The organism is Enterobacter sp. E20, assembly GCF_000801755.2.
Lineage (GTDB): Bacteria > Pseudomonadota > Gammaproteobacteria > Enterobacterales > Enterobacteriaceae > Enterobacter > Enterobacter asburiae_B.
The window spans coordinates 3,222,430-3,248,803 of the sequence record NZ_CP012999.1; the positions used below are offsets into that span (position 1 = coordinate 3,222,430).

Consider the following 26,374-nt stretch of genomic DNA (forward strand, 5'->3'; position numbering starts at 1 on the left):
ACTGCAAAGAGGTAAGTATAGATAATGACCATTTTTAGCCATGATGATAGCCGCCGCCCAGCGCCGACGTCAGCTGCAGCGTGGCGTCGACATACTGGCCTTTCAGCAACAATCCGGCGAGGTCTTCCCTGAGGGCCGGGATCCTGGCTTCACTGACCCGCGAGCCCGCAACAATCCCCGCGCTGAAACGCGCCTGCGCCAGCGCCACAACCCGCGCCGCATCTTTTTCGACCTGCTGCTGATGGCGGTTCTTCGCCGTCAGCGTTTCGACTTCGCTGGCCGTGCGCGCCACCTGATTGACCGCTTCGACCACAGCTTTGTTGTAGTTCGCGACCGAGAGATTGTTCTGCGCCTGGGCGATATCCAGGCTGGCGTTCAGCCTGCCGCTGTCGAAGATCGGCAGCGTCAGCCCGGCGGTCACGCCCATCTGCTGCGCTGAAGCGCGAAACAGATCGCTCAGATGGAGGGCATCCTGCTGTAAGAACGCCATCAGGTTCACGTCAGGATAGAAAGCCGCTCTGGCGGCCTCCACCTCGCTCATGGAGGCTTCGATATACCAGTGCGCCTCCTGAAGATCCGGACGGCGTGCCAGCAGTTCATAACCGAGCGTCGGCGGTAGCGCGGCGTCAACCGTCGGCAGCGCATGCCGCGTAAGCGTTACGGAGGAAGAATTCGTCAGCGCGACCAGACGCGCCTCAACGGCTTTCATCTTCCCGTTGACTTCTGCCAGCTGTTCTTCGGTTTTGTTGGCGTCGATATCGGTTTCCACCCCTTCAACGGAGGAGGTGATCCCGTGCTGATACAGTTCGCGATCGGCGCCGATTATGTTGTCCTGCTCATGTTTGATCTGCGCGAGAACCTCCCCCGCGGCGGCCTGAGTTTGCCACTCCCAGTAGAGCCGCGCCACGCTGCTGGCCAGCAGCTGGCGGGTCTGCTCCAGCTCCGCTTTTTGCGCATTCACTTTGCCAATCCGGGCCTCGACCCGGGCGCGATTTTTTCCCCACAGATCGAGCTCCCAGCCTGCGGTCAGCCCAAAGGTGCCGTTGGTGTACCACGGCCCGGTAGTGCCTGCAGCCGGGTCGGTAAGGGCGAAAGGCCCCATCAGCCCTTCGGCGGACATTTTCTGGCGTTCCGCATCGGCGGAAAAATCAATCTGCGGACCGTCAGCGGCCATTGCGGCTTTGGCCTGGGCTTCGGCAAGCGTAATGCGCTGACGGGCAATCTGCATATCCGGCGCATCGCTCAACGCTTTCGCAATCAGCCCGTTAAGCTGGGGATCGTTATACGCTTTCCACCACTCATTCTTCGGCCAGTCCTGATGATTCAGAACCGTATTCACCGACGCCGCAGCGGTTTGCGTTTTAAGGGGAGACACCGTGGCATGTTCAGGCGCACAGGCTGCCAGAATAAAAGCGAAGGGTGCACTCAGAGATAAAATAAGAGAACGTTTCATGACGCCATACACTCAAAAAATAAAGGCGCACGTTACGCTCGATATCGTTCATTTTTTTAGTAACGCGTGGCAATCCGCAAATTGTCATACATTTTAATACCCGGAAATTTATTCCCGAAGAGAATGATTAAATTCAATGCATTCACGCCAAATATAAATACGCTGCTACACTTATTCAGGACATACATGAGCGGGAGAAAGGAATGAAAATATTACTGTGGGTTATTTTAATTATATTTCTGATAGGGCTCTTAGTGGTTACCGGCGTATTCAAGATGATTTTCTGATCTATTTGCCCGGCTCAGAGCCGGGCAACGTCATTAATATCAGGCTTTCAGCGAAGCCCCTTTCGTGGCAATCACCTCTTTATACCAGTAGAAACTTTTCTTACGGCTGCGCGCCAGCGTGCCGTTACCGCTGTCATCGCGATCGACGTAAATAAAGCCGTAGCGCTTGGAGAGTTCAGCTTTAGACGCGCTCACCAGGTCGATTGGCCCCCAGCTGGTATACCCCATCACCTCAACGCCGTCGTCAATGGCTTCACGCACCTGCACCAGGTGGTCGTTAAGGTAGCTGATGCGATAGTCATCCTGCACCACGCCGTTCGTATCCGGTTTATCTTTCGCCCCGAGGCCATTTTCCACGATAAACAACGGCTTTTGATAGCGATCCCAGAGCACGTTTAACAGGGTACGCAGGCCGATGGGGTCAATCTGCCAGCCCCATTCGGAACTCGCCAGATGCGGGTTTGGCACCATGCTCAGGATATTGCCGCGCGCCTGCTGGTTGAGGGCCTCATCCGCGGTAACGCAGCCCGTCATGTAGTAGCTGAACGAGATAAAATCGACGGTCGATTTCAGCGCCTCGCGGTCGTCATCCGTTACCTCAAGCTGAATACCATTGTCGCGGAAGAAGCGCTGCATATACCCCGGATAGGCGCCACGGCACTGCACGTCGCCAAAGAATTGCCACGTGCGGTTTTCCTGCAGCGTCTCCAGAACATCTTCCGGCTTGCAGGTCAGCGGATACATCAGGCCGCCCAGCAGCATGTTGCCGATTCTGGCATCCGGGATAATCTCGTGGCAGGCCTTCACGGCCAGCGCGCTGGCCACCAGCTGGTGGTGGATCGCCTGGTACACCTCCCCTTTGCTGCTGGTTTCCGGCAGGCCCACGCCGGTCATCGGTGCGTGCAGAGACATATTGATCTCGTTGAAGGTCAGCCAGAGCTTCACCTTCTCCTTGTAGCGCGCAAACACGGTACGGGCGTAGCGCTCGAAGAACCCAATGGTCTGGCGGCTCCCCCACCCGCCGTACTGCTTCACCAGCCCCCACGGCATTTCGTAATGCGAGAGCGTCACCAGCGGGGTAATGTTGTGCGCGGCCAGCTCGTCAAACAGCCGGTCGTAAAACGCCAGCCCCGCCTCGTTAGGCTGCTGCTCGTCGCCGTTCGGAAAAATGCGGGTCCAGGCAATGGAGACGCGCAGGCAGCTAAAGCCCATCTCAGCGAAGAGTTTGATGTCTTCCGGGTAGCGGTGATAGAAGTCGATGGCGACGTCCTTGATGCCGCTGTCGCCCGCCACGCGCTCAACCACCGGGCCGAAGACACCCTGCGGCTGAACGTCCGAGGTGGATAGCCCTTTCCCCTCCTCCAGATACGCGCCTTCTACCTGATTCGCGGCAACCGCGCCGCCCCATAAAAAATCGTCCGGGAAAGTTTTCATCACGTTCTCCTGTTATTGATGGCTTACGCTGAGTAACGGCGCACCGGCGCTGACGGACGTTGCCGCCACGGTCACCACATCGCGATACTCATCGCTGTTACTGATAATGATCGGGGTCGCCAGGTCGTATCCGGCATCGATAATCGCCTGTCGGTCAAACTCCAGCAGCAGATCGCCGGGCTGCACCCTGTCGCCCACCTTCACGTGGGCGGTAAACGGCCTGCCGTCGAGCTTCACGGTGTCGATCCCCACGTGAATCAACACTTCAATCCCGCTGTTGCTGAGCAGGCCGATGGCGTGTTTGGTCTGAAACAGCGAGGCCACCACGCCAGCAAACGGGGCCACCACTTTGTTATCCGAGGGAATAATGGCGGCGCCGCTGCCCAGCAGGCCGCTGGCAAACGTGGTATCCGGCACCTGGTCGAGCGCCAGAACGGTCCCGGTCATCGGGGATAAGACATCGTTTTCCCCTGCCGTAACCGCAGCTTCCGCCGCTGCGCGTCCCGGCATACCTGCCACCAGCGTCAGGCCACAGCTCAGCACCAGCGCTACCGCGGTGCCGATCACGCCGCCCCACAGCGTGGCGTTTACCCCACCCGGCGGAATCATCTGGGCGATGGTAAAGATATTGGCGAAGCCGAAGGAGTAAACGTGGGTATCGCTGAAGCCGACAATCGCGCCGCCGATAGCCCCCGCCACGCAGCCAAAGATGAATGGACGACGCAGCGGCAGGTTTACGCCATACACAGCGGGTTCGGTGATACCGAAAATCCCTGCCGTAACGGACGACCCGGCCAGCATTTTCTGACGGGCATCGCGGGTACGCAGGAAGATCCCCAGCGCCGCCCCCACCTGGCCAAACACCGCGGGCAATAGCATTGGCAGCATGGAGTCATGCCCCAGCACCGCCAGGTTGTTAATCATCAGCGGCACCAGCCCCCAGTGCAGGCCAAAAATAACGCAGACCTGCCACAGCGCGCCCATCGCCGCGCCCGCCAGCCACGGTGCCAGAACGTAAATGCTCTGATAGCCGTTCGCCAGCATCTGGCTCAGCCAGGTCGCCAGCGGCCCGATAACGAGGAAAGTCAGCGGCACGGTCACGCCCAGACAGATCAGCGGCGCGAAGAAGTTTTTCATCGAGGATGGCAGCAGCCTGGTGCTCTGCTTTTCCAGCCAGCAGCTGACCCACGCGGCGAGAATAATCGGGATCACCGACGAGCTGTAGTTAAACCAGGTGACAGGAATGCCCAAAAAAGCGTCCGATACCGCGCCCGGCTGCTGGCTGGCGTTAAACGCTGCAATCATCATCGGATGGGTGAGCGCCCCGCCGATGACCATGGTAATAAACGGGTTGCCGCCGAATTTTTTCCCGGCGGTATAGCCCAGCACCAGCGGGAAGAAGAAGAACAGCGCGTCGCTGGCGGCGAACCAGATTTTATAGGTGCCGCTCTCGGTGCTGAGCCAGCCGCACACCACCGCCAGCGCCAGCAGCCCTTTCAGAATACCGGACGCGGCCAGAATGCCGATAAACGGGGTAAAGATCCCGGAGACGATGTCAATCAGGCGGCCCAGCAGATTACCCTTTTCGCCCCTCTCTTCCACGACGGGCGCGTCATCGGTAAGGCTTGCCTCATTGCGCACCGCCTGCCAGACGTCGTGGACGTGGTTGCCAATCACTACCTGAAACTGGCCGCCGCTTTCGACCACCATGATGACGCCCGGGTTTTTCTTCAGCCCTTCCGCATCCGCCCGTTGATTCTCTTTTAGTTTGAAGCGAAGCCGGGTCGCGCAGTGCACAAGACTGACGATGTTCTCTTTTCCGCCAACGTGGCCGAGAATATCCTTCGCTAAAGCCTGGTATTCCATCTCGATTTCCTTACATCCGATGCCTGCAGGCACCTGTTGACTGAGTACAAAAAATAAAAAAACCCGAGAACGTCCTTCTGACGAAGGCCGCGCTCAGGTTTTGCCTGCGTGATGCAGTAACAATCCTGTTTTGAGGCTTAACGCCCCTCTTTTCTCACCCGCTCGATATGAATGGCGAGGAACATAATTTCTTCGGTCGTCAGCTCGCGCTGATAGCTTTTGTTCAGGTGCTGGGCGATTTTCTCGGCGCATTTCCACGCTTTCGCGTAGTTGTCTTTTACTGCCGTATGCAGCGAGACATCGTCATCTTCCACCACGGTGCGGGTCAGCATCCGCTGGGCAAAAAACTTCAGGTGCGTGACAAAACGCTGATAGCTGAGCGACTCTTCATCGTACTCAAGCTGCAGCTGATACTTCACCAGCTGCAGGATCTCCTGCATCACCCGCGTCACGTGCATCACTTCCGGCATTTCGCTGTTCAGCTGCGCGGTGACCAGATGCAGCGCGATAAACCCGGCCTCATCCTCTTCCAGCTCGACGTTCAGGCGTCTGGCAATAATGGCCCGCGCCTCCTGCCCTAATTCGAACTCCTTCGGATACAGCCGTTTAATATCCCACAGCAGCACGTTTTTGATGGCCAGCCCGTTCTTCTGCCGCTCAATCGCAAAGTAGCAGTGGTCGGTGAGGGTGATATACAAACTCTCCTGCAGCTTGCCCAGCCGCTGCGCCGCCAGCCCGATGATACGGTCGCAGGTGGTCATCACCTCCAGCGGAATTTGACTCAGCAGCTCTCCGAGTCGACGCACCAGTTCATCGCTTTGTAACGCAAACACCTTTTCAACCAACGCGGTATCCAGCGCTTCGCCGACGCGCTTCTGAAAGGCCAGCCCACGGCCCATCACCACCTGTTCGCGCCCGCGCTCATCCTGAACAACCACCACGTTATTATTGAGTATCTTGGCGATTTTCATCTGAACCCCAGAAACAAAAAAACCTGACCTCCGGCAGATGCCAGAAAATCAGGTTTTGCCTGCCTAAGCAGTAACAATCCAGTTCTGGCACTCTATCAGTTTCATTCATAGCCTCAATGCATCACGCGTCAGAAACGTGACGCGGATCGAACTTGCTAGAACGTCACGACAGTTTTCAGCTCGGTAACCCAGGCATCCTGGGTGCGACTGACCCCGCCGGGATGGTGCCAGTACTGAATGCCCGGCTGCAGTTCAAGCCACGGCACGGGACGAAAACGGTAGTAAAACTCACCGTTCAGGGAGTGGCCTGGCTCCGGGTGATACGCCGGATCGTTATAGTCCGACACGCCGCTCAGGCTGTTCATATAGCGCTGGTTGCGGGCGTACTGGCTGCTCATATCAATCCAGGTTAGCCCGAAGCCAATCCAGTCTTCCGGCCGCGCGTCAAACAGCCCGCGGTAGCGCAGCGAGGCGGCGTAAACCTGGTGCATGTAGTTGGTACTCTGATCCGCAAGGCTCATGCTGAAAGAGGTGCTCAACCCGCGATTCGGGTCATCCTGATGCTGCGTAAGCTGCTGGTTCAGCCCGGCGTACATGAACCAGGTCCGGCTGTGGGTATCAAAGCCGTTCGGGTCCGTCGCGCCCGCACCGCCGGATTTGCCGCGATAGAGATCGGTTTGCGGCGCGTTGGTAAAAACCACGCCCAGGTTGTACGCCCCCGGCAGGCCGTTAATCAGCGGACGCGCTTCGATTTCAACCGGCAGTAAGACCCCTTTGCTGCCCTTCGTCGACCAGCTCCACGCGTGGCTGCGGCTGGAGGCCTCGGGATTTTGCTCCATCACGCCACCTTTTAAGGTCAGCGTCGGCGTTAATTTATACGCAAGCGTGGTGCCCCAGGTGTGAACGTTCCAGTTGTTCCACGTCAGCGAGTTGGCTGACTTCCCGCCGCACTGCGACAGGAGCTGGAAATCACAGGGGATGATTTGATCGAAGGTCTGTACCTTGTTCATCATCCCGATGCGCCAGGTCAGACGCCGGTCGTCAAAGCTGCGGGCAAAGGTCAGCCAGCCCAGACGGGTAATCGACTGCCCGCCCCAGCTCTCCTGGGTCAGGTCGTTAAAGTTAACGCGCGGGTCCTGCACGCGTTTGGTGGTGAGGTCGTCATTGTGGTTACGGTTGACGATGTTCCCTTCGATACGCGCATCCGGGATACCGGTCCAGCGCTCCAGTTCCTGGCTGAAGGTCAGCGCAAACTGGTCGATATAGGCCACGTGGGAGTCGTGGTTATATCCGCCACCGCCGTTCCAGCCAATTTCATTCAGATATCCGAGGTTCCAGGTAAAACCGTTATCGTTGAGGATTTTACGTATGCCGAGCATTTCGCCCAGAACAGGCTCCGGCGAAGCTTCAAAACCTAATACCGTTCCGTTCCAGTCCTGCGCCACCGACAGCGGGGATATCGCTAATAAGGCGAGTGCATAAAGTTTATTTTTATATGCCATGATAACAACCTGTGATTGAGTATTTTGTGCGTAACCGGCCGCAGGAAATTTTTCTATTTCCTGTCGATATTTCATTTTTTTAAAATCAGTAAAAAGCGCTAAGCCAAATTTCTCTCCTGCGTAAACGAGAGGCAAAAAAAAACCTAAGCGCTCCACAGCGAAAATGCTGTGAAACGCTTAGGTTTTGCCTGTTAACCAGTAACAATCCTGCGTTGAAAACAATGGCACCTTAACACCGTCGCGCCACGTTGAAAACCAGAACGGTTTTCTGATTTAAAAAAGTGTGAGCAATTTAACGCTTATTATTTTGACTGAATCACCCGGGCAATATCAGATGAAGTCTGCAATGTACGAATTTCCTGAAATAATCCCAGCGCTTCATCGTACTCTTTGCGTAAATAGCTCAGCCACTGTTTAATTCGCGCGACGTGATACAAACCGGTGTCGCCCTGCTTTTCCAGTCGGCTGTATTTTTGCAGCAGCGTGACGACGTCTGCCCACGGCATTCGCGGCTCGTTATATTTCACCACCCGGCTAAGGTTGGGCACATTCAGGGCACCGCGACCGATCATCACCGCATCGCAGCCGGTGGCCTTCAGACAGGCCTGCGCGCTCTCGTAGTCCCAGATTTCACCGTTGGCGATGACCGGAATGGTGAGGCGCTTGCGGATCTCGCCGATCGCCTGCCAGTTAATGCGTTCGGCTTTGTAGCCATCATCTTTGGTGCGGCCATGCACCACCAGCTCGGTGGCCCCGGCCTGCTGCACCGCATCGGCGATTTCAAACTGCCGCGCGTCGCTGTCCCACCCCAGGCGCACCTTCACCGTCACCGGCAAATGCGAAGGCACGGCCTCACGCATGGCTTTCGCGCCGCGGTAAATCAGCTCAGGATCTTTCAACAAGGTCGCCCCGCCGCCGCTGCCGTTGACCAGCTTCGACGGGCAGCCGCAGTTGAGATCCACCCCGTAAGAGCCCAGCTCAACCGCGCGGGCGGCGTTTTCCGCCAGCCATTCGGGGTACTGGCCGAGCAGCTGAATACGCACCAGCGTGCCGGAAGAGGTCCGGCTCTGGTTGTGCAGCTCGGGGCACAGGCGGAAGAAGGATTTTACCGGCAACAGCATATCGACCACGCGCAGAAACTCCGTCACGCAGAGATCGTAATCGTTCACCTCGGTCAGAAGCTCACGCACGAGGGAGTCGAGCACGCCTTCCATTGGGGCCAGTAAAACACGCATAGCAGTACCTGTGAAAAAAGACGCGCTATAGTAGCCGCTCTCTATATCGCTGGGAAGCGCTTCTGTTCAGGGAGAAAGTCAGCCGGCGTTGCCCCCACAATGGCGCGAAACGCCGCCGCAAATGCCGCCTGCCCGGAAAACCCCAGCATCCAGGCCACCTGTTTAACCGGGTATCCGTTGGCGAGCAGGTCCAGCGAGGCACAAATCCTTGCTCGCTGTCGCCAGGCCCGGAAGCTAAAGCCGGTATCATTAATAAACGCGCGTGAGAAGGTGCGTTCAGACATCGCGGCCTGTTCCGCCAGCCTGTCCATCGAAACGTCCCAGAGATTGCTGGCAATGATGTCACAGGCAACGCGATGTAAGCGCTCATCCACGGGCATCGGTAATTCCGCCGAAATCTGCTGCGCCTCGCTGAGGATTTCGAGCAGCAAAACGGCCATGCTGCGCTGGCTGGCCGGTATTGCGCACTGAACAGCCCGGCAATCAGCTCTTTGAACAGCGCTGTCGCCATAATCACGTGAACCTCTTCTTTCCGTTTAAAAGATCCGCATTGCGATATCAGCGCGGGGCTAAACCAGACCGCGCGGAGCTCCGTTGCGGATAACACGCTGTAGGTGTGTTCCTGAAAGGGAGGGATCCACAGCGCGCGCTGTGGCGGTATGACCCAACGCTTATTGCCGGTTTCGACCAGCATCACCCCTTTGATGGCAAACAAAAGCTGCCCCTGTGGATGCCGGTGAGGGGGATCCACTTCGCCGCGCGTATAGCTAATTGCCCCTCGGGACCATCCGATGGCATCGTCGTGAATTGGCGTTTTATCGATAACGGTTGGCATTTTACATTCCTCCCTTCCTCTTATGATGCTGCTTGTACACGTAACCGGAGAGAGACGCAATGCACATTCATTTTATCATTCATGAACATTTCGAAGCGCCAGGCGCATATGAAATCTGGGGGAAAAATCGCGGCTGTAGTATGAGCTACTCCAGAGTTTATCAGGGCGATCCGTTACCCGAGGATCTGCAGAGCACAGACTTGCTTATCATCATGGGAGGCCCGCAGTCACCTGCCACCACGCTTCAGGAGTGCCCCTGGTTTGACGCGCAGGCGGAAATACGGCTCATCGGCCGCGCAATAGAGGCAGGTAAAACGGTGATTGGCGTTTGTCTGGGCTCGCAGCTTATCGGTGAAGCGCTGGGCGCAGCGTTTTGCCATAGCCCGGAAAAAGAGATCGGCAAATTTCCCGTCAGGCTCACAGATGCAGGCAAGGCGAACCCGCTGTTTGAGGATTTTGGCCACGAGCTGAACGTCGGACACTGGCATAACGACATGCCAGGGTTGACGCCGCAGGCTAAAGTGCTGGCTTACAGCGAGGGCTGCCCCCGTCAGATCGTGCAATATGGCGAACGGGTTTACGGTTTTCAGTGTCATATGGAACTGACGCCGGAGGTGGTTGAGCTGCTGATTGAACATTCGCAGAACGATCTCCGCCGCGCGGCTGAATTTCGTTTTGTCGAAACGGCGGAAAAATTACGCTCGCATGATTATCGCGAAATGAATCAGGTGCTGTTTTCTTTTCTGGATAAACTGACCGCCTCGCGCTGATGCATTCTCTGGCTCGTCACTTCGCCACCGCACGCCCTTTCCTCTAAACTGTAGCCTGCCCCTGTGCGGTGATACCAGACGTTCCATTCTGGAATGTCTGGTATGCTCAAATTTCATGATGTGATCCGTGGCACATTTTTGGGTTTAATTGTATGATGAATGCGTTTCAGCAAGGACTATCACCATGAGCAAATCATTGAACATTATCTGGCAATATCTGCGCGCATTCGTCCTGATTTACGCCTGCCTGTACGCCGGGATTTTCATCGCGTCGCTGCTGCCGATCGTCATTCCCGGCAGCATTATCGGTATGCTGATCCTCTTTGTTTTGCTGGCGCTGCAAATCCTGCCCGCAAAATGGGTCAATCCCGGCTGCTTCGTCCTTATTCGCTATATGGCGCTGCTTTTCGTGCCTATCGGCGTCGGGGTCATGCAGTATTTTGATTTGCTCAAGGCCCAGTTCGGCCCGATTGTGGTCTCCTGCGCGGTCAGTACGCTGGTGGTTTTCCTTGTGGTGAGCTGGAGTTCGCATCTGGTGCATGGCGAACGTAACGTGGTCGGGGAGAAAACAAAAAAATGATGGCCAATATCTGGTGGTCGCTGCCGTTAACCCTGGCGGTGTTCTTCGCCGCGCGCAAGCTTGCCGCACGCTTCAAAATGCCATTGCTGAACCCGCTACTGGTGGCGATGGTGGTAATTATTCCGTTCCTGCTTCTCACCGGCATTCCCTACGAACGCTACTTTGCCGGCAGCAAAATTTTAAACGACCTGCTGCAGCCTGCCGTTGTGGCGCTCGCCTTTCCTTTATACGAGCAGCTCCATCAGATCCGCGCCCGCTGGAAATCCATCATTACCATCTGTTTTGTGGGCAGCCTGGTGGCGATGATCACCGGCACGTCGGTAGCGCTGTTGATGGGGGCCTCTCCGCAGATTGCGGCATCGATCCTGCCTAAATCGGTGACCACGCCTATCGCGATGGCGGTCGGCGGCAGCCTCGGCGGGATCCCGGCCATCAGCGCGATGTGCGTCATTTTCGTCGGTATTCTCGGCGCGGTGTTTGGTCACACCCTGCTGAACGGGATGCGTATTCACACTAAAGCGGCACGGGGGCTGTCGATGGGAACAGCTTCCCACGCCCTGGGCACTGCCCGCTGTGCGGAGCTGGATTATCAGGAAGGGGCGTTTAGCTCGCTGGCGCTGGTGATCTGCGGGATTATCACCTCCCTGCTGGCCCCGTTCATTTTCCCGCTGATTCTGGCGGTAATGGGCTAAAATTTGCGATGCGTCGCGCAAATTTCATTTTGATTTCATAAGTTGCATACATAATGAGAAGTGGATCACATATAAAGCCCTGACGGCTCCGTAAACTACCGATCCATTAACCTTTATGAGGCAAACGCCATGCACCCACGTTTTCAAGCTGCTTTCGCCCAGCTTGCAGAGAATTTGCAGTCAGCCCTGGCTCCCGTTCTGGCAGATGCACACTTCCCCGCCCTGCTGACCGCGGAGCAGGTCACGATGCTGAAACAGGCAACGGGACTGGACGAAGACGCGCTGGCTTTCGCACTGCTTCCCCTGGCTGCCGCCTGCGCGCGGGCCGATCTCTCCCATTTTAACGTCGGGGCCATTGCGCGCGGCGTCAGCGGAACCTGGTACTTCGGCGGCAACATGGAGTTCCTGGGCGCGACCATGCAGCAAACGGTTCACGCCGAGCAGAGCGCCATCAGCCACGCCTGGCTACGCGGTGAAAAAGCCCTGAGCGCCATTACCGTTAACTACACCCCCTGCGGCCACTGCCGTCAGTTTATGAACGAGCTGAACAGCGGGCTGCAGCTGCGCATCAACCTGCCGGGTCGCGCGCCGCACACGCTGGGAGATTATCTGCCTGACGCGTTTGGCCCTAAAGATCTGGAGATCAAAACGCTGCTGATGGACGATCAGGACCACGGTTATGCCCTGTCCGGCGATGACCTGAGCCAGGCGGCCATTCGCGCGGCCAACAAAAGCCACACGCCGTACAGCAAGTCTCCGAGCGGCGTGGCGCTGCAGTGCCGCGATGGCCGGATCTTTAGCGGCAGCTACGCGGAAAACGCCGCGTTTAACCCAACCCTGCCACCGCTGCAGGGCGCGCTTAATCTGCTGAGCCTGAACGGCTATGACTATCCGGACATTCAGCGCGCTATTCTGGCAGAAATTGCCGATGCGCCGCTGATTCAGTGGGATGCGACCGCCGCGACGCTTAAAGCGCTGGGCTGCACGACGATTGACCGCGTACTGCTTGCGTAATCCTTCCGGCGGGCAGAAATGCCCGCCAGTTTGCTGAAAAACCCCTCAGTTGAGTCGCTGTTTCTTGCGCTAACCAGGCGGGTAAAGTAGCCTGAGTTAAATTTCATCCACGAACGAGCCATCTCCATGTTAAAGCGCGTTTTTTACAGCCTGTCTGTCCTGGTCGGCATACTGCTGTTGATCGTGCTGGGTCTCGACCGCTGGATGAGCTGGAAAACCGCCCCCTACATCTTTGATGACCTGCAGGACCTGCCCTATCGTCAGGTTGGCGTGGTCCTCGGCACCGCCAAGTATTACCGCACCGGCGTGATTAACCAGTATTACCGTTACCGCATTCAGGGCGCGCTGAACGCCTACAACAGCGGCAAGGTGAACTACCTGCTGCTGAGCGGCGATAACGCGCTGCAAAGCTACAATGAACCGGTGACGATGCGTAAGGACCTGATTGCCGCGGGCGTGGACCCTGCCGATATCGTGCTCGACTACGCCGGATTCCGCACCCTGGACTCCATCGTGCGCACGCGTAAAGTCTTCGACACCAACGACTTCATCATCATCACCCAGCGCTTCCACTGCGAGCGCGCGCTGTTTATCGCGCTGCATATGGGCATTCAGGCGCAGTGTTACGCGGTGCCGTCGCCAAAAGATATGCTGAGCGTGCGCGTGCGCGAGTTCGGCGCGCGTTTTGGCGCCCTGGCCGATCTGTATATCTTCAAACGCGAACCGCGCTTTTTAGGCCCGCTGGTGCCGATTCCGGCGATGCACGAAGTGCCGGAAGACGCGCAGGGTTACCCGGCCGTCACGCCCGAGCAGCTGCTGGATATGCAGAAAAAGGAGAAATAACAGGGCCGCCTTTATACTTTCTTTACGCCGGGCCTGACGCTTTTTATCCCCCCTTTACGTCGGCTCTTTTAAGCTGAGTTCACTGCCGCTACGGCTTCATTGAAGAATGACTATGAACTCAATAATGAATGCGTTTTTCCTCAAAAGTCTCCGCCCGTATTTTAACTTTCCCGGTTTATCACTTCCTGGCGCACTCAATTCCGGTCTCTGGCTTGATGAAAAAATTGACGCCCTGCAGCACAACATTTCAGTGGAAGTGGCAGATTATCTGGAACGCTACCCGCAGACGAAACATGTAGACGTTTACCTGAACGATATCAACGGCACGATGCGCGGCAAGCGTCTGTCGGTGGAGAGCATGCTGAGCCTGGAAAAAGGCTGTTATTTTCCCCTTTCGGTCTACTCGATGGATCAGAAAGGAAAAATCGCCGCCCCGCTGCATGATGAGCCGGATCGACTCTGCGTTCCTGTCGCCGGCTCCTTGCGCCCCTGCCCGCAAGATCCGCAGCACAACGCGCAGATCCTGCTGACGATGAAAGACAGCGACGACACCCCCTGCCCGCTTGAGCCGCGCGTGATACTGCAGAACGTGCTGGCCCGCTTCCACCAGCACGGCCTCTTCCCGGTGATTGCCCCGGAAATCGAGTTCTATCTGACGGGACATGACAATCGGGATCCGCAAAATCAGGGCTGTTTTCATATGGATACTACGACGGCCCATGCGGCACTGTTTGACGAGCTGGAACAGCTGGCGCACCTGCAGCGCATCCCGCTGTCCGGGATCGTGGCGGAAGCCGAGTCCGGTCAGTACGAATTAAACCTGAAGCACAGCCATCGCGTCGTTGAGGTCTGCGATAACGTGCTGGCGCTTCGTCGTCTGACCCGTTACGTTGCCGAAAAGCACGGCCTGCAGGCCAACTTTATGGCGAAGCCTTTCAGCCAGCTGTCCGGCAGCGGTTTGCACTTCCATTTCAGCCTGAACAATCGTCACGGCGAAAACGTTTTTGCTTCCCCGGTGAACGCGCTTAACAGCATGATGCGTTTGTGCATCGCGGGGCAGCTGGCGCTGATGCCCGCCTCCGTCGCCATTCTTGCGCCGGGCGTTAACGCGTTTCGTCGCCTGCGTAAAAACCTGACGGAGCCCGTATTTAACTCCTGGGGCTATAACACCCGCTCCGCCGCTTTGCGTATTCCCTGCTCGGATGACCACAACCGTCGCATCGAATACCGGCTGGCCGGGGCTGATGCCAATCCGTATCTGGTGGCAGCCACTATCCTGACCGGCATGCTGTACGGGCTGGAAAACATCGACGAGGAGGAGTTGCCCGAACCGCAGCACGATCGTCCCGAGCTGCCGCTGTTTCAGCAGGAGGCGATTGAGACCTTTGCCCGCTGTCAGTACCTCACCGACAGCCTGGGCAACGCTTTTTCCGAACAGTGGGTCGCCTGCAAGCTCTCTGAACTCGACTGGTTTGAGCGCATCGTGACCCGAGAGGAGTCGCATCTGGCGTAGGGCATAAAAAAGCCCGCTCGATGAGCGGGCCGGATAACGCGAGGAGCAATTACTTCTTACGCGCGTACTTCAGTGAATCCAGCGCAACCGCGAAGATAATGATGGCGCCTTTGATGATGTACTGCCAGTACGGGTTCACGCCGATATAGGTCAAGCCGTAGTTGATGACGGTGAAGATAATCACACCGGTCACCACGCCCAGTACCGTACCCACGCCGCCGCTGAAGGAGACGCCGCCCACCACGCAGGCTGCGATCGCATCCAGCTCGTACATGAAGCCGAGGTTGTTGGTTGCAGAGCCGATACGGCCCGCTTCCAGCATCCCGCCGAAGGCGTAGAACACGCCGGACAGGGCATAAATGATGAGCAGGTTCAGGGCAACGTTCACGCCGGACACTTTCGCCGCTTCCGGGTTACCGCCGATAGCGAAGATGTTTTTACCAAAGCGCGTTTTGTTCCACAGGATCCAGACGAAGGCCACCGCAATCAGCGCATAGAAGGTGATATACGACAGGCGGAAGCTGCCCAGCGCGATGAACCCTTGCGTAAAGGTCGAGAAGCCGCTGTCAAAACCCGAGATGGGGGAAGCACCGACAAAGTCGTAGTACAGGGAGTTGATACCGTAAACGATGATCATCGTACCCAGCGTGGTGATAAACGGCGTCACGTTCAGGTAGGCGATGATAATACCGTTGATCAGACCAATCACCGCACCGATGGCGCAGACAATCAGGATCACCACGAAAATCGGCATGGTGGCCATTTCCGGGAAGACCTTGTTGGCGTTTTCCATCGACTGCAGCAGGGTTGCCGCGATAACCGCCGCCAGACCCACCTGGCGACCGGCAGAAAGGTCCGTCCCCTGGGTTACGATCAGACCCGCCACGCCCAGCGCAATAATAATACGCACGGAGGACTGGGTCAGAATGTTACTCAGGTTCAGCAGGCTTAAGAACGTAGGGTCCTGGAAAATGATGATAGCCAGCAGTACTAAAAGAACAACGTAAATACCGCCTTCTTTCAGGTAAGTGAGAAAACTTTTTTTATTTAACGCACTCATGAGGAGCCCCTGATCTTAAAGGTGCAAAGACGCAAGACGCAAAATTTCGTTTTGCGTTGTCGTTTTGGTGTCAACAATACCGGCAACGAGACCATTGCTCATAACCAGAATACGATCCGTGATCCCTAACAATTCCGGCATTTCGGAAGAAATAATAATGATCCCTTTATTCTTTTTCGCCAGCTCGGCAATCAGCTGATAAATTTCAAACTTCGCGCCGACGTCAATACCGCGGGTCGGTTCATCCAGCATCAGAATTTCTGGCTGGGTTAATAACCAACGTCCGATAATGACTTTCTGCTGGTTACCGCCTGACAGCGAACCAATTTGGGTGCGGTGTCCTGGCGTTTTCACGCGCATGGAGTCAATAACCCATTGGGTATCGCTCTTCATGCGGGAGTTATCCAGCAGCCCGACTTTGTTTTTGTAATTGCGAATGTTAGAAATTAACGAGTTAAAGTTAATATCCAGATAGGCATAAATACCGGTCGAACGACGCTCTTCCGTCACCAGCGCAAAACCATTATTAATGGCTTCGTTGGCGTTGTGGTTGTTAATTTTCTTACCGTGCAGCGTAATTGTGCCTTCGGCTTTCTCACGGATACCGAACAGGGTTTCCACGATATCGGTACGTTTTGCCCCGACCAGACCGGCAATCCCCAGGATTTCGCCCTTGTGCAGGTCGAAGGAGACGTCGCGAATAGACGGCTGACGTAACGAGGTCAGATTGCGCACTTCCAGGATCACTTCGCCCGGCTTGTTTTCTTTGTCCGGGAAGCGCTGGTTAAGGGAACGGCCGACCATCATGGCGATGATCTTGTCCATGTCCAGCCCTTCCAGCGGCTGCGTGGCAATCCACTGACCGTCGCGCAGAATGGTAATCTCATCGCACAGCTGGAAGATCTCTTCCATTTTGTGGGAGATATACACAATGCCGCAGCCACGATCTTTTAGCTTACGAATAATGGTAAAAAGGTGATTAACCTCTTTTTCCGTTAATGACGATGTCGGTTCGTCCATGATGACGATTTTCGCATCATAGGAGAACGCTTTGGCGATTTCGATCATCTGCATCTGGGAGACGGATAATGTTCCCACGCGGGCGCGCGGATCGATATCAATATCCAGCTCATCAAAAATCGCTTTGGTGTCGCGATACATTTTGTCCTGATCGACAAAGACACCCTTGGTTGGATAACGCCCCAACCACATGTTATCCATGACTGAACGCTGCAGCACCAGGTTTAATTCCTGGTGAACCATCGAGATACCGTTTTCCAGTGCTTCTTTCGCTGAATGGAAATCGATCTCTTTCCCCTGAAAAAGAATGCTGCCAGAATCTTTTTGATAGATCCCAAAAAGACATTTTAATAATGTTGATTTACCCGCACCGTTCTCCCCCATCAGGGCATGAATAGAGTGAGGACGAACTTTCAAATTAACATTATCGAGTGCCTTAACGCCGGGAAATGACTTGTTGATACCGCTCATTTCCAACAAGTATTCACCGGATGACTGAGTATTTGTGCTGACCATAATTATACCTTGTTGGCCTCGCATATCGCGTTATAAAAGGGCGCAACGAATTGCGCCCAGTGGAGACAGTACCGCTAACTTATTTACCGATAAACTCAGCCAGGTTGGACTGGTCTACGCCCACGTAAGGTACGCGAACGATTTTGTTTTCAATTTTCCAGCTGGTGCCATCTGCCGCGCCTTTGCCATCGGCCAGGTTTTTCGCCAGATCGAAGGTGGCTTTCGCCTGGTTGTTGGCATCGTTCAGAACGGTACCGGCCATCGCACCGGATTTAACCAGCGCCAGCGCTTCTGGCAGTGCATCTACGCCGAACACAGGAATGGAGGATTTGTTGTGTGCTTTCAGCGCTTCTACCGCACCCATTGCCATCGCATCGTTGTTCGCGATAACCACTTCGATTTTGTTCGCGTTAGGGCCGGACAGCCACGCGTCCATCTTATCTTTCGCCTGAGCGGTATCCCACATCGCGGTATCTAACGCCAGCTGCTGGGTTTTCAGACCCTTGTCGTTCAGCTCTTTGATAACGTAGGTGGTACGGGCTTCAGCATCCGGGTGGCCGGGTTCGCCTTTCAGCAGCACGAACTGAATCTGACCGTCTTTGTTCAGGTCCCAGTTCGGGTTCGCCGCCCAGTGTTTCGCGATCAGATCGCCCTGAATAATACCGGACTCTTTGGAGTCGGTACCGACGTAATACGCTTTGTCGTAGCTATCCAGCGCTTTACGGGAAGGTTCTTTGTTGAAGAAGACGATTGGCACGTTCTGGCCGCGCGCTTTTTCAATAACCGTGCCTGCTGCAGCCGGGTCAACCAGGTTGATGGCCAGGGCTTTCACGCCTTTCGCCAGCAGAACGTCGATCTGGTCGTTCTGTTTGGACTGGTCGTTCTGGGAGTCGTTCATCAGCAGCTGAACGTCTGGCGCTGCTTTCGCATCTTTCTCAATCGCTTTACGTACAACAGACATGAAGTTGTCGTCGTATTTATAGATGGTCACACCAATACGGGTATCCGCAGCGTGCGCTGCTGCACCAAAAAGCATGCTTGCCATTACGGCAGACAGGGTCAACACCTTCTTATTCATGGTATCTCCGGTTTTTTTTATGCAGGGTAGTTCTTGTGAATAACGATCGGCGGGCAGGTGTTAATAAAACGTTACTGACAGCCGAAGTTCACTTATAAAATTTCTATCTTCCGTGTTCGGTAACGCTCCAGAAATGCGTTTTATTCGTTGTTTGCGGCACATTGGCTATAGTGAAAGTGAATAATCACCGTTACATAGCGTTTCAGCCCCTAAAACGCTGACATCATAGTCAGCGCCTTGTTAAGATACTGTGAATTTACTCACAGATTGAAAACGGTTACATCACCTCAAGTAATCAGTTAGTGATCGGAACCACAATTTGCCGGGCCGCGACGGAGTGCCGACGCACTAAAGTCGGCATGAAACAGTGCGTTGCGCCCGGATCCAGCAGCCCTGCCGCCCCCTGTAACGCCAGCTCAGTCGCCAGTTTCGCCATAGAGGCAATGGGGTAACGCACCGTTGTCAGCTGCGGGTCGGTGTAACGGGCAATCGGGATATCATCAAAACCAATGAGTGATAAATGCTGTGGCACCGCAATGCCGTTATCTTTCAGCGCCGTCAGGGCGCCTGCCGCCATGCTGTCGTTATAGGCAAACACCGCAGTAAGCTGCAGGTTGCGGCCCAGCAGCTCCACCATCGCCGCCTCACCGCCCTGCATGTCCGGTGTACCTGTGCCTGTCCAGCTTTCTGACGGCGTAATGCCGTGCTCTTTCAGGGCGTTTTGCCACCCCTCGCGCCGCAGGTCGTCATCTTCAATATGATGGCTGGAGGCCAGATAGCCGATCCGCTGATGCCCGTTGTTGATGAGCATTTTCGTCGCCATCATGGCGCCGCTGACGTTATCCAGCCCGACGCAGCGATGGGCATAGCCGGGGACGATGCGGTTGATCAACACCATGCCCGGGATCTGATCCATAAAGCCGGTTAGCTCTTCATCGCTCAAGGCTTTTGAATGGACAATCAAGGCGTTACAGCGCTGGCGGATCAGCACTTCGATGGCATGGCGTTCCTTTTCCGCCTCATGATAGCTATTGCCGATCAGGACATATTTCTGATGCTGCTGGGCGACCACGTCGACCGCTTTGACCAGCGCGCCGAAAAAGGCATCCGATACATCCATCACCACCACGCCGATGGTGTCGCTGACCTGCGTCGCAAGCGCCTGGGCATTGGCATTTGGCCGGTACCCGAGCTGGGTCACGGCTTTCATTACGGTTTCACGGGTTTCAGGGCTGACTAGCGCGCTATTGTTCAGCACGCGTGAGACGGTAGCCACAGAAACGCCCGCCTGACGGGCGACGTCACGAATGGTGATCATATTCACCATCCTTCAAAGGATTGCAGCAACTCACAGACACCCCCTGTGTTTAGCAAGGTGGCTATTTTGGCAGCGAGAGAAAGGGGACTACGTGAAGAAGCTCACACTCATGAAAACGCTTACATCCGTTTTGTTAATGATTGTGATCCAGATCGTTATCTGGATGTGTTCCTCAATGATACCCCTGAAGCATGTGAGGTTAACTGACGCCACACCCACTCCAGCGGTCCCTGGCGGAAATAGCGTAGCCAAAGAACAGAAAACGCCAGGTTAATCACCCAGACCGGAATAACAAACGCCAGCAGCGTGAGGCGGTCGAATTTCATAAACAGGCCAAAGCGATAGAAAAGCGTGGTGCATATCAGCGTTTGTAGCAGGTAATTGCTCAACGCCATGCGGCCCACGCAGGCGATAGCGCTGACGATCCACAGGCGGGAAAGCGTTGGCCAGTAGCCATAGATCAGCGCCGCGTAGCCGATGGTCTGGAACGGCGCGCTCAGTTCGCGCGGCACCTGGAGCAGGAACGCGCACCAGCGGTAATCCCAGTGGATATGCCACTGCGTGATTATCGCCGGGAGGTTAATCAGCACGCCGATCAGCACCAGTCCGACACCCGTTCGCCGATAGTGACGCAGGCTGAACTCCCCTTTCAGCCAGCCGGTGCGCATCAGTGACGCGCCCATCAGCATCATGCCCGCCAGCTGCCAGCCGTATTGCGCGCCCAGCGCAAGGAGGTTATCCCCCAGCATATCCGCGCGGTTGCTTATCGCTTCCGTACCGCCCTTCAGCTTCCAGTACTGTTCGTACTGCAGGTTAGCGGCATCCGGTATCCAGGAACGGTTCGTCGCCTCGCCGGAGATCATCCCCAGCAGCAGCAGGACCCCAAGCCCCATGACATAGAGCATCACGCCGGTGTTAAACAGGCTTTTTACGCTGTGCGCATCGCGAATCAGACGCCAGCAGATCAGCCCGACTAGTCCATACGCGAGAAGAATATCGCCGTCCCAAAAGAACAGCCCGTGGATAAAGCCGAGGAGAACCAGCAGCGTCAGGCGCGACTGGATCCAGCGCGTACCGCGTTTGAGGAGGAGTTGCAGACCTGCACCAAACAGCAGGGCAAACAGCGTGAGGAATTTAACCTGCGCGAAGAGATCGAGGACAGCCCAGGTCCAGGCATCACTGCGCGTGATGTCGCCATACCAGGCAGGATTGAGATAAGCCGCCTTCGGCAGGCCGAAGGCGCTGATATTAAGCAGCAGGATACCGAGAATGGCGACGCCGCGAACAAAATCGAGCGTGACGTTTCGCTCCATGGTTCCTGCCCTGTAAGACTTAGTTGTGGTGACGTACGGCGCGCAGGAACTCCTGGCGGGTATTCTGGCTCGATTTAAACAGGCCGCCCAGCGACGTGGTGGTCGTTGCACTGGTCGCATCACGCACGCCGCGCGCCTTCACGCAGTAGTGAACCGCGTCGATAGAGACGGCCACGTTATTGGTGCCCAGCAGCGTTTGCAGCGCGGTCAGGATCTGCTGAGTCAGACGCTCCTGCACCTGCGGACGCTGAGCAAAGAACTGCACGATGCGGTTGATCTTCGACAGGCCAATCACCGTATCTTTTGGGATATACGCCACGGTCGCTTTACCGTCGATGGTCACGAAGTGGTGTTCGCAGGTGCTGGTCAGCGTGATATCGCGTACCGTCACCATCTCGTCCACTTTCATCTTGTTTTCAATGACGGTGATTTTCGGGAAGTTGGCGTAATCCAGCCCGGAGAAAATTTCGTCGACGTACATTTTCGCGATGCGGTGCGGCGTCTCCATCAGACTGTCGTCACTCAGATCGAGATTCAGCAGCTCCATGATCTCGGTCATATGACCGGCAATCAGACGCTTGCGGGTTTCATTGTCCAAATCCTGTACGGGCGGACGCAGTGGCGTTTCAAGACCGCGCGCAACCAGGGCTTCGTGGACCAGGGCAGCTTCTTTACTGAGTGATGACATTTTGTTCTCCTGCAGGTGTGGCGTCTTTTGCCCTCGTTGTGGCAAAAGTATGCGCTCATTGTGCGTGAGGCGGCGCACATAATCCAGTATTCACGACGATAATTATTGCAATTGCTGTTGCCTTTCAGCGTGACGATTCCAGACCAGCGCTCCGCCGACGAACAGCGCAACGCCCGCCAGCCCCAGCGCGGGCTCCAGCCGGTGGGTAAGCCAGGTTGATAACGCCGAGGTCATCGGGCCAATCAATTGACCAATCGCATACCCGGTGGTGAGCAGGCCTGCCATATAACGCGTATGGTTTGGCGCCAGCTCGCGGCCGTATAAAAGAGAGAGCTGCACGGCACACAAAAAACCGCCGCCCACCAGCAGCCCGCCCGTCAGCAAACCGCCAATCCCCGGCAGCAGCCAGGCCGCCAGCACGCCAGCCCCCTGTAACCACAGCACGATAGCCAGCCTGCGGTTCGCCGTTGAGGTGTGGCGTAAAAGAATACTGAGCGCAATGCCCACCACGGCGGCGATACCAAAAATCGGCCAGACAAACTGGGCGAACAGGCTGCCGGGAAAACGCACCGCAGCCATTTGCGACAGGAATGTCGCCGGGAGGATATAGCCAAACCCGGCCAGGCTGTAGCTCCAGACCAGGCGCTTTAAATCCGCCGTCAGCACCAGCGGCTCCGGCGCGGTGCCGGGGCGATGGAGCTGCCCGGATCGCGGCAGGTAGCGCGCCACCAGCGCAATCAGCACCAGCGCCAGCACGCCGTAGATTTGCCATGCCGCCCCGGCCGAAAGGGATTTCGCCTGGATATAGACGGCGAGCAGCCCGCTCAGGGCAATGCCCGCCCCTGGCCCGGCAAACACGGCGGCGCTCAGGCCCGGTTTACCCAGCTGCCCCAGCCGTTCGTTGGTCCAGGCGGCAATGAGTACCATCGACCAGCCGCTCATGCAGCCAATCACGAAGCGCAGCAGGCCGTGCACGACGGCGTTATCCGCCGCCGCGGAGAGCAGCGTCAGCGCAACCGCGCCGGTGATGCCAAGCCAGAGGCGCGTTTCCACAAAGCGGTGCGCGCGCATGGCATCCCATGCGCCCACCAGATAGCCCAGATAATTCATCGCCGCCACCAGACCCGCGCTGGTCAGCGTAAGCTGCCCGGCAGCAATCATGAGCGGCACCTGAGGCGTAAAGGCAAAGCGCCCTATCCCCATCGCCACCACCAGAACGACAAATCCACTGAGCGCAATACGCAGCGCCATGACCGCTCCAATTGTTAAAGAAAAGTAAATTTATGATGCAGCATCTCGCCGTCTGGCGAAAGTGAAAGTTACTCACAGGTCAATGAAAAGGCTGTATTATGGTTTTTATGAATACGCATTCTCATTAAGGAGCCCTGCATGGAACTGCTCGAAGAGCACCGTTGTTTTGAAGGTCGACAGCAGCGCTGGCGGCATGACTCCACCGTCCTGAACTGTGCGATGACGTTCAGCATTTTCCTGCCGCCGACGGAAAATCCGCCGGTTCTGTTCTGGCTTTCAGGCCTGACATGCAACGACGAAAACTTCACCACCAAAGCGGGCGCGCAGCGACTTGCCGCCGAGCTGGGTATTGCGCTGGTGATGCCTGATACCAGCCCGCGTGGTGATGATGTAGCCGACGATGCAGGATACGACCTGGGTAAAGGCGCCGGGTTTTATCTCAATGCGACCGAGCAGCCGTGGGCAGGCCACTACCGCATGTATGACTACATTCGCGACGAGCTGCCCGCGCTGATTCAGTCCGGGTTTGCGGTAAGCGACCGCTGCGCCATCAGCGGACACTCCATGGGCGGACACGGGGCGCTGATCATGGCGCTAAAAAATCCGGAAAAATACGTCAGCGTGTCGGCATTTTCGCCAATTGTGAACCCAACGCAGGTGCCGTGGGGTCAAAAAGCCTTCACGAACTATCTGGGTGAAGATGAAACAAAATGGCAGGAATGGGACAGCTGCGCGCTGATGCTGGCCAGCAGCTCGGCAAATGCGATCCCGATGCTTATCGATCAGGGCGATGCGGATCAGTTCCTCGCCGGACAGCTACAGCCTGCGGTGCTGGCAGAAGCGGCCCGCCAGAAGGACTGGCCGCTGACGCTGCGCATCCAGCCGGGGTATGACCACAGCTATTTCTTCATCGCGTCCTTTATTGAGGATCATCTCCGCTTTCATGCGGAGCATTTGTTCGCGTAAGTGCGGATGATTGCCGGGTGGCGGCTTCGCCTTACCCGGCCTACGTTCGCGGATTTTGTAGGCCCGGTAAGCGAAGCGCCACCGGGCATAGAGGTTACATCAGAACTTATAATCCACACCGACAAAGTAGCGACGGCCGTCTTCCGTATAGCTGTAATCGTCACGGCTCAGATCTTTATCCAGCAGGTTCTGCACGCCCGCGCGCAGCTTCACGCTTTTCGTCGCCTGCCACGCGGCGCCGGTATTCCAGATGACATAGCCACCCGGCGTTGCTGCACTGCTGGTCAGCGCGCGTTTCTCACCGGTGTAGTTGCCCTGAACGTAGAACGACCAGTCCTGCGTTGCCTTCCAGTCAACGGTACCGTTGGCGGTGTGGAACGGCAGATCGGACAACGGCTTGTTGCCGCCGTTGCTGATATCGCGACCATCGTTGTAGGTGTAGTTCAGGGTCAGTTTCCAGTCGTCCGCCAGCGGGAGTTTCAGCTCGGTCTCCACCCCGCGGATGCGCGCCTTGTTAACGTTGTAGTAGCGGAAAATCGGCTCACCGTCCGCATTCAGGCCAACGTAGTTAGGGTAACCCTGGGCCTGTTTTGCATTGGCCGTACGGCTGATGCTGATGCGGTCATCCACGTTATTCTGGAAGGTGGTAACGCTGGCCTGCACGCCCTCTAACCAGCCCTCTTCCCCGCTGTAGTACAGACCGAATTCGAAGCTTTCGCTGGTTTCCGGTTTCAGATCCGGGTTACCGACAATCTCACAGGCACCGCGGCACGAGCCGGTGACCCAGTCCGGGCTCAGCTGGAGCAGTGACGGCGCTTTAAACGCGGTAGCCCAGCCCCCTTTCACCGTTACGGTATCGGTCGCGTTGTAAACCAGATAGGCTCGCGGGCTCCAGTGGTCACCGTAGGTATCATGGTCATCCATACGGATGCCGGTGGTCAGCGCCAGAGGTTCAAAGATACGCCACTCATCTTCAAGGAACAGGGCATACTGGCTTGTCGAGGTACTGCTGCTGGAACCGCCCGTCAGGTTGACCGGATCTTTCAGCTTATCGTGACGCCATTCCCCGCCGAAGGTCAGCAGCTGGTTGATTTCACCCAGGGGCAGCACGTATTTTCCGTCCACCGCGTTGCTCTCGGAGGTGATCGGATTGCTGTTGCCCGGGTTTTTGTTATCCACCTTTTCGCCGTAAACCTTCAGCTCGCTGTTGCCGACGCCCCAACGGCCGTTGTGGCTGAGAGAGTAGTTCTGACGTTCAAGGCGGTTTTTGTCGAGGGAATCCGAGTCGCGATCCTGACGGTCGAAGCCGTAGCCCGCCGTAAAGTCGTGGTTTTCAGACGGTGTCCAGGCGAACTCCACATTCGCATCGCGGCTGGTGAAGCCCTCAATGCGCGGCGTTTCACCGCTCGCCGTGGTGGAGGATTTCTGCTGACCGTCTTTCTCACGCTTCGCGAGGCTACCGTAGGCTTTCAGCCCCAGCAGGCCGTCCACCAGCGGACCGCTGGTATAGAACTGACCGTTGTAAGTGTCTCCACGGTCGCGGTGCTCCTGAATCGTGGAATCGGCGCTCAGGGTGCCCGTCCATTTCTGGCCGATTTTTTTGGTGATAATGTTCACCACGCCGCCCAGCGCATCGGAACCGTACAGAGAAGACATCGGTCCGCGCACCACTTCGATTCGTTCGATGGCGTCAACCGGCACCCAGTTGAGGTCGAAATCATTATGGCGGAATACCGCGTTACGCGAGTTAACGCGCTTGCCGTCGATCAGGATCAGTGTGTAACTGCTGTCCAGTCCACGAATACTTACCCCTTTACGGTTGTCCCCTTCGCTCGTGAGCTGAACGCCCGGCACTTCCCGTAACACATCTTTCAGATTCTGAACGGGTTTGCGCTGCAAATCTTCCTGGGTAATCACGCTGATGCTTGCCGGGGCGTCTTTCAGGTTTTGCTCGGTCGCGGAGGCCGTTACAACCATTGTGTCGCCGGATTCCGCTGCGATAACAGGCAGGGCCAGGGACATTGCGGACGCACAAAGTCCTCCCCTGACGAAGGGATTCAACCTAAACATTCCATATCTCCATGAGGTAAATACAACTAAATCAAATCATCATTGCTCACAGCGTCTTCCCTGCCGCCCACATCTACGGTGGGTCGGTGATACGCTTAT

Annotated in this window: 21 protein-coding genes and 2 pseudogenes; 8 read left to right on the forward strand and 15 right to left on the reverse strand. The window is 56.4% G+C overall.

Annotated features, from left to right (window positions below; genetic code table 11):
* Nucleotides 1-34 precede the first annotated feature (34 nt).
* Nucleotides 35-1,453 carry a multidrug resistance outer membrane protein MdtQ gene (mdtQ, locus tag NI40_RS15015; RefSeq protein ID WP_052206754.1) on the reverse strand — a complete coding sequence of 473 codons (1,419 nt, stop codon included), beginning with the start codon at nt 1,451-1,453 and terminating at the stop codon, nt 35-37.
* A 203-nt stretch (nt 1,454-1,656) separates the two neighbouring features.
* Here mdtQ and yohP point away from each other — a divergent pair, with 203 nt between their 5' ends.
* Nucleotides 1,657-1,740: a small membrane protein YohP gene (yohP, locus tag NI40_RS24510; protein WP_015572324.1), complete on the forward strand. Its 84-nt coding sequence runs from the start codon at nt 1,657-1,659 to the stop codon at nt 1,738-1,740.
* A 39-nt stretch (nt 1,741-1,779) separates the two neighbouring features.
* Here the strand turns inward: yohP and NI40_RS15020 are convergent, their stop codons facing one another.
* From NI40_RS15020 to NI40_RS15045, 6 genes and pseudogenes are all read right to left on the reverse strand, one after another.
* Nucleotides 1,780-3,174: a glycoside hydrolase family 1 protein gene (locus tag NI40_RS15020; RefSeq protein ID WP_039263156.1), complete on the reverse strand. Its 1,395-nt coding sequence runs from the start codon at nt 3,172-3,174 to the stop codon at nt 1,780-1,782.
* Nucleotides 3,175-3,186: 12 nt separating this feature from the next.
* Nucleotides 3,187-5,153, reverse strand: a pseudogene (bglF, locus tag NI40_RS15025) (PTS beta-glucoside transporter subunit IIABC).
* Nucleotides 5,154-5,177: 24 nt separating this feature from the next.
* Nucleotides 5,178-6,011: a BglG family transcription antiterminator LicT gene (licT, locus tag NI40_RS15030; protein ID WP_023616723.1), complete on the reverse strand. Its 834-nt coding sequence runs from the start codon at nt 6,009-6,011 to the stop codon at nt 5,178-5,180.
* 155 nt (nt 6,012-6,166) lie between these two features.
* The gene (locus NI40_RS15035; protein ID WP_039263158.1) at nt 6,167-7,513 is read right to left on the reverse strand and encodes a carbohydrate porin; all 1,347 of its coding nucleotides are present in this window, start codon (nt 7,511-7,513) and stop codon (nt 6,167-6,169) included.
* 302 nt (nt 7,514-7,815) lie between these two features.
* Nucleotides 7,816-8,748, reverse strand: a complete 933-nt coding sequence (gene dusC, locus NI40_RS15040; protein WP_032658946.1) for a tRNA dihydrouridine(16) synthase DusC — start codon at nt 8,746-8,748, stop codon at nt 7,816-7,818.
* 41 nt (nt 8,749-8,789) lie between these two features.
* Nucleotides 8,790-9,583 (reverse strand): annotated as a pseudogene (locus NI40_RS15045) (AraC family transcriptional regulator).
* Between the two features lie 59 nt (nt 9,584-9,642).
* Here NI40_RS15045 and NI40_RS15050 point away from each other — a divergent pair.
* From NI40_RS15050 to NI40_RS15075, 6 genes are all read left to right on the forward strand, one after another.
* On the forward strand, nt 9,643-10,353 hold the full coding sequence (locus NI40_RS15050; RefSeq protein ID WP_039263159.1) for a type 1 glutamine amidotransferase: 711 nt from the start codon (nt 9,643-9,645) through the stop codon (nt 10,351-10,353).
* A gap of 184 nt (nt 10,354-10,537) precedes the next feature.
* Nucleotides 10,538-10,933 (forward strand): CidA/LrgA family protein, encoded by a 396-nt coding sequence (locus tag NI40_RS15055; protein ID WP_023312463.1) that lies wholly within the window; start codon nt 10,538-10,540, stop codon nt 10,931-10,933.
* Entirely contained in the window at nt 10,930-11,625 is a 696-nt protein-coding gene (locus NI40_RS15060; RefSeq protein WP_029740398.1) for a CidB/LrgB family autolysis modulator, read from the forward strand. The genes NI40_RS15055 and NI40_RS15060 overlap by 4 nt, the downstream gene beginning before the upstream one ends.
* A gap of 129 nt (nt 11,626-11,754) precedes the next feature.
* A complete protein-coding gene (gene cdd / locus NI40_RS15065) occupies nt 11,755-12,639 on the forward strand; it encodes a cytidine deaminase (protein WP_023312465.1) in 885 nt (294 codons plus the stop codon).
* 126 nt (nt 12,640-12,765) lie between these two features.
* A complete protein-coding gene (gene sanA / locus NI40_RS15070; RefSeq protein WP_008500918.1) occupies nt 12,766-13,482 on the forward strand; it encodes an outer membrane permeability protein SanA in 717 nt (238 codons plus the stop codon).
* 124 nt (nt 13,483-13,606) lie between these two features.
* Nucleotides 13,607-14,995 (forward strand): glutamine synthetase family protein, encoded by a 1,389-nt coding sequence (locus NI40_RS15075; protein ID WP_039263160.1) that lies wholly within the window; start codon nt 13,607-13,609, stop codon nt 14,993-14,995.
* Between the two features lie 49 nt (nt 14,996-15,044).
* Here NI40_RS15075 and mglC read toward each other — a convergent pair whose 3' ends face one another.
* From mglC to NI40_RS15110, 7 genes are all read right to left on the reverse strand, one after another.
* Entirely contained in the window at nt 15,045-16,055 is a 1,011-nt protein-coding gene (gene mglC, locus NI40_RS15080) for a galactose/methyl galactoside ABC transporter permease MglC (RefSeq protein WP_008500921.1), read from the reverse strand.
* A 15-nt stretch (nt 16,056-16,070) separates the two neighbouring features.
* Nucleotides 16,071-17,591, reverse strand: coding sequence for a galactose/methyl galactoside ABC transporter ATP-binding protein MglA (mglA, locus tag NI40_RS15085; RefSeq protein WP_023312467.1), 1,521 nt, complete (start codon nt 17,589-17,591; stop codon nt 16,071-16,073).
* Nucleotides 17,592-17,670: 79 nt separating this feature from the next.
* Entirely contained in the window at nt 17,671-18,669 is a 999-nt protein-coding gene (gene mglB / locus NI40_RS15090) for a galactose/glucose ABC transporter substrate-binding protein MglB (RefSeq protein ID WP_023312468.1), read from the reverse strand.
* A gap of 295 nt (nt 18,670-18,964) precedes the next feature.
* Entirely contained in the window at nt 18,965-19,987 is a 1,023-nt protein-coding gene (gene galS / locus NI40_RS15095; protein WP_029740403.1) for an HTH-type transcriptional regulator GalS, read from the reverse strand.
* Between the two features lie 155 nt (nt 19,988-20,142).
* Nucleotides 20,143-21,300, reverse strand: a complete 1,158-nt coding sequence (yeiB, locus tag NI40_RS15100; protein ID WP_039263161.1) for a DUF418 domain-containing protein YeiB — start codon at nt 21,298-21,300, stop codon at nt 20,143-20,145.
* Between the two features lie 19 nt (nt 21,301-21,319).
* Nucleotides 21,320-21,988: a GTP cyclohydrolase I FolE gene (folE, locus tag NI40_RS15105; RefSeq protein ID WP_023312471.1), complete on the reverse strand. Its 669-nt coding sequence runs from the start codon at nt 21,986-21,988 to the stop codon at nt 21,320-21,322.
* A gap of 102 nt (nt 21,989-22,090) precedes the next feature.
* Nucleotides 22,091-23,239, reverse strand: coding sequence for a YbfB/YjiJ family MFS transporter (locus NI40_RS15110; RefSeq protein ID WP_039263162.1), 1,149 nt, complete (start codon nt 23,237-23,239; stop codon nt 22,091-22,093).
* Between the two features lie 138 nt (nt 23,240-23,377).
* Between NI40_RS15110 and fghA the strand changes: the two genes are divergently transcribed.
* Nucleotides 23,378-24,205 carry an S-formylglutathione hydrolase gene (fghA, locus tag NI40_RS15115; RefSeq protein ID WP_039263163.1) on the forward strand — a complete coding sequence of 276 codons (828 nt, stop codon included), beginning with the start codon at nt 23,378-23,380 and terminating at the stop codon, nt 24,203-24,205.
* 99 nt (nt 24,206-24,304) lie between these two features.
* Here the strand turns inward: fghA and cirA are convergent, their stop codons facing one another.
* Complete coding sequence (gene cirA, locus NI40_RS15120) at nt 24,305-26,275, reverse strand: catecholate siderophore receptor CirA (protein ID WP_039263164.1); 1,971 nt, start codon at nt 26,273-26,275, stop codon at nt 24,305-24,307.
* Between the last annotated feature and the right edge of the window lie 99 nt (nt 26,276-26,374).

Bases quoted from the DNA above. Each gene is read 5' to 3' on its own strand.
- mdtQ (WP_052206754.1), bottom strand. From the start codon at position 1,453: ATGAAACGTTCTCTTATTTTATCTCTGAGTGCACCCTTCGCTTTTATT.
- yohP (WP_015572324.1), top strand. From the start codon at position 1,657: ATGAAAATATTACTGTGGGTTATTTTAATTATATTTCTGATAGGGCTC.
- NI40_RS15020 (WP_039263156.1), bottom strand. From the start codon at position 3,174: ATGAAAACTTTCCCGGACGATTTTTTATGGGGCGGCGCGGTTGCCGCG.
- licT (WP_023616723.1), bottom strand. From the start codon at position 6,011: ATGAAAATCGCCAAGATACTCAATAATAACGTGGTGGTTGTTCAGGAT.
- NI40_RS15035 (WP_039263158.1), bottom strand. From the start codon at position 7,513: ATGGCATATAAAAATAAACTTTATGCACTCGCCTTATTAGCGATATCC.
- dusC (WP_032658946.1), bottom strand. From the start codon at position 8,748: ATGCGTGTTTTACTGGCCCCAATGGAAGGCGTGCTCGACTCCCTCGTG.
- NI40_RS15050 (WP_039263159.1), top strand. From the start codon at position 9,643: ATGCACATTCATTTTATCATTCATGAACATTTCGAAGCGCCAGGCGCA.
- NI40_RS15055 (WP_023312463.1), top strand. From the start codon at position 10,538: ATGAGCAAATCATTGAACATTATCTGGCAATATCTGCGCGCATTCGTC.
- NI40_RS15060 (WP_029740398.1), top strand. From the start codon at position 10,930: ATGATGGCCAATATCTGGTGGTCGCTGCCGTTAACCCTGGCGGTGTTC.
- cdd (WP_023312465.1), top strand. From the start codon at position 11,755: ATGCACCCACGTTTTCAAGCTGCTTTCGCCCAGCTTGCAGAGAATTTG.
- sanA (WP_008500918.1), top strand. From the start codon at position 12,766: ATGTTAAAGCGCGTTTTTTACAGCCTGTCTGTCCTGGTCGGCATACTG.
- NI40_RS15075 (WP_039263160.1), top strand. From the start codon at position 13,607: ATGAATGCGTTTTTCCTCAAAAGTCTCCGCCCGTATTTTAACTTTCCC.
- mglC (WP_008500921.1), bottom strand. From the start codon at position 16,055: ATGAGTGCGTTAAATAAAAAAAGTTTTCTCACTTACCTGAAAGAAGGC.
- mglA (WP_023312467.1), bottom strand. From the start codon at position 17,591: ATGGTCAGCACAAATACTCAGTCATCCGGTGAATACTTGTTGGAAATG.
- mglB (WP_023312468.1), bottom strand. From the start codon at position 18,669: ATGAATAAGAAGGTGTTGACCCTGTCTGCCGTAATGGCAAGCATGCTT.
- galS (WP_029740403.1), bottom strand. From the start codon at position 19,987: ATGATCACCATTCGTGACGTCGCCCGTCAGGCGGGCGTTTCTGTGGCT.
- yeiB (WP_039263161.1), bottom strand. From the start codon at position 21,300: ATGGAGCGAAACGTCACGCTCGATTTTGTTCGCGGCGTCGCCATTCTC.
- folE (WP_023312471.1), bottom strand. From the start codon at position 21,988: ATGTCATCACTCAGTAAAGAAGCTGCCCTGGTCCACGAAGCCCTGGTT.
- NI40_RS15110 (WP_039263162.1), bottom strand. From the start codon at position 23,239: ATGGCGCTGCGTATTGCGCTCAGTGGATTTGTCGTTCTGGTGGTGGCG.
- fghA (WP_039263163.1), top strand. From the start codon at position 23,378: ATGGAACTGCTCGAAGAGCACCGTTGTTTTGAAGGTCGACAGCAGCGC.
- cirA (WP_039263164.1), bottom strand. From the start codon at position 26,275: ATGTTTAGGTTGAATCCCTTCGTCAGGGGAGGACTTTGTGCGTCCGCA.